The organism is Rhizobium sp. BK181 (assembly GCF_014193305.1).
Classification (GTDB): Bacteria; Pseudomonadota; Alphaproteobacteria; order Rhizobiales; family Rhizobiaceae; genus Rhizobium.
In genome coordinates this window covers 120,376-126,616 of record NZ_JACHZA010000016.1, presented here as the reverse complement: position 1 = coordinate 126,616, position 6,241 = coordinate 120,376, and the positions used below count along the sequence as shown (strand labels likewise).

Here is a 6,241-nt window from a genome sequence, read left to right as displayed (position 1 = left end):
TCATCGACACGAGGAACGCCGCGAGGCTTGTTCGGCAGTAGGGACGAAATGATTGACCACTCGTGGTCGGTGAGTTCGTAGCGGCGGCGTGTCATGATAGCTCCTAATTCGGAAGCCTTGAATCACGCCGAACGCAATACGCCAAGAGAATTTATGAGTTTACGGCCTACGTCGCAACGATTGAAGATCCAGAAATTTACCGACGTCACGCTCGGTTGGCATCTCACCGTGATTGTCGCCGCGCAGGGCTCTCACCAATGGTTGTAGATCCACCTAAGACTGGCTGCTGCGAGCAGCAAAACAAAGACCGTATATAAGAAACGTTTTTGCCATCTCCGCTCTCTTTAAACGCGAACGTACAAGCAATATGCAGCCGGCGCGAAGTGAATGCGCCTGCTGCGTGCCGCTCAGCTACTCGCCGTCTCGAACCCGCTGAATGTAGCGCTTTCTGTCCTCCTCGGTTGCGCCAATCGATAGGTCCTGCCCCAGCTCAATACGCTGGGCTACAGGATGCCAGGGCCGTCCGGGGTTCTCCTTGGTCCATAGCTGCCTCGCACGTCGTTCGATTTCAGCGTCTTCCAAGCTGGTCTCCTCCGTTTCAACGAAGGTAGCACGGGTGGACTTTGGGCACGAGCTGGCTTGATGGAGCCTTTACAGAGCTATGGCCAATCCGAAATTGTTTTCCCGACAGATTACCGCGCCGTTCGGCTTCTCCACAGGTTGAGACCTGATGTTTGATATTCTAATGCTGACTCGATGCTTATTGGCGCGCGCTGGCTGTGCGACTTGCGACTACAAGCTGCAGGGTCAGTTCCTACCGTCCGCACCTCCAGGGGTCATTTTCTCAATTGGTCCGACACGCCACACACTCGGTTGGAAAAAAGCCCCGCTTATGCGAGCGGGGCAGGTGGTGACGAGGAAAGGAAAGAGGGGTGTGCGTAGGCCCTCTTCTGCGTCAAAAACAATCTAGCTTGCCGATTGGTTCCCGTCATCTAGCGTACAAATTAGAAGAGGCTTAAACATGTGCGCTCGCCGTAGCGCGACAGGACGCCGCAGTCGTTCGTCGAAGCTCAGGTCGTTTCCACGAGCTTGATCGAGGAGCTCCCGACAGGCCGTTGTTATGCCGGTCAGACCGAGCGCATTCATTTGCTCCAGTGTCGGATGTGTCAGCATCTGATGTCCTCTTTATTGATAGTAGGTTTTGCCGCGGATATTGCCGTGCTGCGGCGCCGGCTTCACGGCCTCGCTCATGGCCGGGGCCTGATCGAGACCGGATAGCTCAGGGCGTTAATTACCAGCGCCCGTTCGCAAGCCAGCTCACGTCGATCCGATTGCTGACGACGCGCCAGGGAGAGGACGCCTTGAGCAGATCGATACCCCGGTTCCGGGTGGGGCGATCGCTGAGTAGACGCTCGATAAACGTCGCCGTATTGGTCCGACCTTTGCTGCTTCACTGGGCAACGAGTGGGGTGTTGTGTCTGCATAATGTTGGTGCGCCTTGGGCATGTGTTCATTGACGGTGACGCGGCCTGCGCGCTGCGAGCTCCGGATGTGACTTGCGACACGTTTGTGATCGAAGAAGATCTCGAGCACTCGATACGTCAGCATGACATCGACCCGTCTTCCGATCAGCGCATGCGGCACGGAATAGAAGGTCTTGTCGACCTCGATATGGACCTTCGCCGTCTTCCATTCCGCGTGTTCGAACGGCGTTGAAGGCACCTCTCCAGCTGGGTGCGCTCGACCTCATCGAACAGCGCGCGTCGAGACTATCCATATAGCCGCATCGGTAGGGTATTGAGATCTTCGATCAAGGCGCTGATACGGATAGTAAGATCGACACGGCGAAAGAAGCGCTCGTTGCGAAGCCTGGCCAAGCCCCACCTCTCCAAAATCAAAACTGTCCCTTCAACGGACTAATCTCGCCGGCCTGCCGGAACAACGGTTGTGTCGTAGTGCTCGGCGAAAGCGGCAAATGTCGCATTCAATGTCGGCTCGAACAAAAGAGCCCTGGCCACCGCTGACTTGAGGTTGTCGTCGATCGAGGTCTTGGTACGCCACCGAAGAAGCTGACGGCTCGCTGGTTGGCCTCAATCCAATCCGGCAGCTTCTGATTGACGCTGGCATAGGCGAAGGTCAGTTGCAAGGCGCTAAGCACAGCCGCGCGGATCTCGCCAGTCGACGGATCGATGATCGGGATCGTGTGGCCAGCATAGTCGCCTTCCATCGCCACGCCATCAACATGGCGGGGTGCGGTAGGTGGGCTTGAAGGCCTTGAAGGGGATCGACTTCAGGATCGGAATTGGCGTCGCCTGGAGCCGGAGGACCCGACCGCCACGCGCGACGACATCGTCGATATCGCACGGTCGATGGCGCGGGCGAAGCGGTGATCGCAATCTAAATGATCACCGGACTGCGTACCTGAAGCGACCATGGTCGCAAGCCCATACAGCGCGACAACCGGCCCAGGATCGCGACGACCGTACACGAATTCCGGCAGTCGACGAAAATGGTGGCTGGTTTCGTAAATGGCAAAGACGCCAGTTGGAACCGGTCGATCATTCGTCCGTTTGCGCAATGCGCCGTCTGTCAGTGCGGTGCTTGCCGGAAGTCACCGGTGTCGGAACCCCAGCGGTCGCATGCGCCTTTCACTCTTGTCTTGGCCTCGTCGAAAGCCTCTTCGCCATACAAGGATATGAAGCTCTGCTCATAGTATCCGTTGGCAGCCAATTTCTCATGAACATCCTTGGGGAGGGCGAGAGGGGACAGACGGCCGATTTCCTGGAAGTTATCCCGCCCCAGCCGCTCCATGAGGTGCAGGCTGTGTCTTGTCTCCACATTGACATTCACAAGTACCGTTTCTCTATCGGCACTTGGCTGGTCGGAAGGAACAATACGGCACTCGACAGAAATCTGTTCCGGCCATCCGTGCTGCTTGCCCTTTTCCGCCTCGGGAAAGAGGGAGTACTGCACTACGGTGCCAGTGGCGATGGACTGTTTAAAGGAATGCTGGACCTGAGGTGCGGGATGCTCGCATAGCAGCGCGTTCAATCGAGCAAGAATGGCATCTGCCGACCCGATCAAGGGCTGACTTCCGAGTATCGACAAGCGGAGTTGGCCGTCGCTGGCACGCGGCACGCTGAAGATATAGTTGGGACTGTTAAAATTCCTTTGTACGATTTTAAACGCGATCTGTGAGTCAACAAGATCATAGAAGAGACTCGAGGGTATCATGGTCTTTCTCCAATGAAAGAACACAAGGGGAAAAACACCGCCATCTGCCGGCTTTTCCTTGAGTTCCGTTTCGTTCTGACGGGCATTGGCGCCGATCGACCCAATCTCTTGCTTTCGCTGGACAGATTGCTTTGCTGCCCTTCGGCTCTGAACCATTCTCCATCTGTGGACGCCCCGGTGGTGCAAGAATGGTTTTCGGCGGCATTAGGCGCGAAGTCGGGTGCTGACATCGGTCTGGCCTTTCGCGCGACCGTTCATCCGTCGCTGGCCCGTATGGGAGTTCGCGGACCCGGTTCCAAATCAATGTGGCGTGCACATCATCACAAATGTCGTCGAGCCAGTTGTACATGACCATCCAGCTGTGTGTTGCCTCGACAACCGCATGAGACTGTCGATCGTTCTTCACCCGACCGGAGCGCAGCGTTTTGCCGCTTCTGTCCTGCGCCGGAGATGGCCGTAGGATCTGTGATAATCGCCGCCGGTGGTCATAAAAGGCAGTCATGCTTCCAACTCCCTTGTTGAGATCTGTGAAACCCCAATAAAGTAAGCCGAAAGGCTGGAAGTGTGACTGTCCCTCGATAATCATCTGCATCTCAGTGATCCGTTCTCTCAACGGGCGCCGCCTCTTTCATGCTACCTCCTCCTGATAGCTCTCGACGTAATAAGGAGAAACGCGCGGTACGTTGAATCGCGAGAGGAAACTGTGCAATTCGAATCGCTGTTCCTTCAGGGTGTCTCTGGTGGACCGCGATGTCAAATTCATTGGTCCGGTAATCATATGAGCCGGCTTGATTGATGAAGGAGCGACCCGTTCCAAGTCAGGCACCAAGTTCTTGTCTAAGCGATCAAGGAATCTCACGGCTCGTCCCGGCACATCTCTCGCGCAGGGTTTCCTACGACCGTTGCGCCTTGCGCCACGTTACGAGTGACGAGAGAGCCGGCGCCGATGATCGCGCCATCGCCGATGGTCACGCCCCCGAGGATGATTGCGCCGCCGCCGATCCAAACGTCAGCGCCGATTGCTACGGACCGGCCGATTTCCAAACCACTGCGCCTGAGGACTGGATCCCGGTGATGGTCGGCGCAATAGATGTGGACACCAGGCCCAAGCATGGAGCCATCACCAATTCGAACGCTAGCAGTGTCGAGGATGGTACAGCCGGCATTGAGATAGACACGATGGCCTAGTGAAATATTCATGCCGTAGGCACAGTGGAATGGTGCCTCAATGAAGGCATCTTCGGGCGCTTTCTCGAATAGCGCTTTCAGCGCTGGTGCAATATTGCCCCGACTTTCGGGGTCAAGTGTGTTGTGCTGATGCACCGCCTTGCGCGCGAACACGCGCAACGCATCGAGTTCCGGATCGAGGCAGCAATACCACTCTCCAGCAGCCATCTTCTGTCGTTCGCTGTTGCTCACGGGACGCTCCCTCAATTTGTCACAGGATCGATGATGGGCAAAATGCAAGCGACATCGCAACTGTCGAAATCGTGCCGTTCGGGCCCGCTTGCGCAACGGAAGCATAGGCTCGCTTCTTCCTCGCGAGATGAACCGGCCCTTCACCACAAGGATGGCGCGTGTGATGCGCGCCTGAGCCTTAAACGCGATTTGCGGCAGGGCGGTTTCATCTGAATTCGAGGCACCTCAAACACATTCGCAAACGCTCAAAGGGTACCCCATGGACGACTTGGTCGTGGTGGATGAAGATGGAGCGGTTTGGATCCCCGCAACTCTGCTTTGATGAGTGCTCTCAGCGCTACGGACCAGGAGCGAATGAAAGTATGGATGCTGGCGAGAATAAATTTGTGGCGTGCCATTGTAGGCCTCTATCCGATGAGTGCGGAAACCGAGGAGCGCGATCAAGCGTGAAAGGACAGCAAGAAATGACATTCGGTACCGAAACCAGCGGCGTATATGCGATTGCAACGACACCCCTTTTTTTGAGGACCGTTCGATCGACTTCAACTCGATAGACAAACTCATTGATTTCTATCAGAATAGCGGCTGCACCGGCATCACGATCCTCGGAATCATGGGCGAGGCGCCCAAAATGAAGCCTGAAGAAAGCCGCGCGATCGTAAAGCGGGTTGTCTCCCGCTCCAAAATTCCCGTCATCGTCGGCGTCTCGTCGCCAGGGTTTGTCAGCATGTGCTCTCTTACCCGCGACTCGATGGACATGGGCGCCGCTGGAGCATGATTGCACCGCCGCCGGCATTGCTAACAGACGACCAGATCGTCAACTACTTTGCCGGGGCAGTCGAGGCCGTCGGCGAGGATGTCCCATGGGTGCTACATGACTATCCATTGACGTTGACGATGGTCATGACGCCCGGGGCGATCGCGAAAATCGTCTCCATTCACCACTCACGCCTGAGGTTGAAGCATGAGGACTGGCCGGGCCTCGAAAAAGATCTCGACGCTCCGCGCCTTGCAGAAGTCGGGAGAATTGCGACACTTCTCCATTCGCTGCGGTAACGGCGGCATGTTTCTTGATTTCGAACCAGAGCGCGGCGCCGACGGAGCAATGTCCGGCTACGGTTTTCCCGACATGCTCACCGAGCTCGTGGGGCTGTTTGCCGCCGGAAAGCGGGAGGAGGCGCACGACCTGTTCGATGCACATTTGCCATTGATCCGGTATGAGCAGCAACTCGGCATTGGGTTGGCAGTGCGCAAACATGTGCTCAAGCGCCGGGGCATGATCGCTACGGATGCGCAACGCAAGCTCCCCAGATCCTCTCGGCCATGGCAAAGGCTGAGATCGATTATCTGCTGGCACGCTTGGTCGGCACGACAAGAGAGCGGCACTCTAAGAGATCGGCGATCCGCCAAGAAGTGTCACCGCGCAACGATGCAAATGATGGGGTTCGGGGAAGCATCCCCTCCAACGGGTTTGGCGGTGGCTTCATCTCAGGGGGCACTCACCTACTGGCGAGCATCGGGCCGTCGACTCGTCTGGCATAACGTCCGGTCGAGAGAGGTCCATCGGAAGACGGTTAGGGTCCGAGTG

Annotated in this window: 2 protein-coding genes and 5 pseudogenes; 2 read left to right on the top strand and 5 right to left on the bottom strand. The window is 56.8% G+C overall.

Translation table 11 applies throughout. The features are described from left to right. Positions 1-95: pseudogene (locus tag FHT77_RS25585) on the bottom strand (IS5/IS1182 family transposase); the annotation flags it as partial. A gap of 1,090 nt (positions 96-1,185) precedes the next feature. Then, positions 1,186-2,248 (bottom strand): annotated as a pseudogene (locus FHT77_RS25580) (Mu transposase domain-containing protein); the annotation flags it as partial. Positions 2,249-2,265: 17 nt separating this feature from the next. Here FHT77_RS25580 and FHT77_RS32320 point away from each other — a divergent pair. Beyond that, positions 2,266-2,390 (top strand): annotated as a pseudogene (locus FHT77_RS32320) (LysR family transcriptional regulator); the annotation flags it as partial. Positions 2,391-2,589: 199 nt separating this feature from the next. Here FHT77_RS32320 and FHT77_RS25575 read toward each other — a convergent pair. The 3 genes and pseudogenes from FHT77_RS25575 to FHT77_RS25570 form a co-directional block, all read right to left on the bottom strand. Beyond that, positions 2,590-3,390: a hypothetical protein gene (locus tag FHT77_RS25575; protein WP_246712661.1), complete on the bottom strand. Its 801-nt coding sequence runs from the start codon at positions 3,388-3,390 to the stop codon at positions 2,590-2,592. A 157-nt stretch (positions 3,391-3,547) separates the two neighbouring features. Next, positions 3,548-3,826, bottom strand: a pseudogene (locus FHT77_RS31595) (IS110 family transposase); the annotation flags it as partial. Positions 3,827-4,089: 263 nt separating this feature from the next. Next, entirely contained in the window at positions 4,090-4,653 is a 564-nt protein-coding gene (locus FHT77_RS25570; protein WP_183757626.1) for a sugar O-acetyltransferase, read from the bottom strand. Positions 4,654-5,117: 464 nt separating this feature from the next. Here FHT77_RS25570 and FHT77_RS25565 point away from each other — a divergent pair. Then, positions 5,118-6,044 (top strand): annotated as a pseudogene (locus tag FHT77_RS25565) (dihydrodipicolinate synthase family protein). The last annotated feature ends 197 nt before the right edge of the window (positions 6,045-6,241 follow it).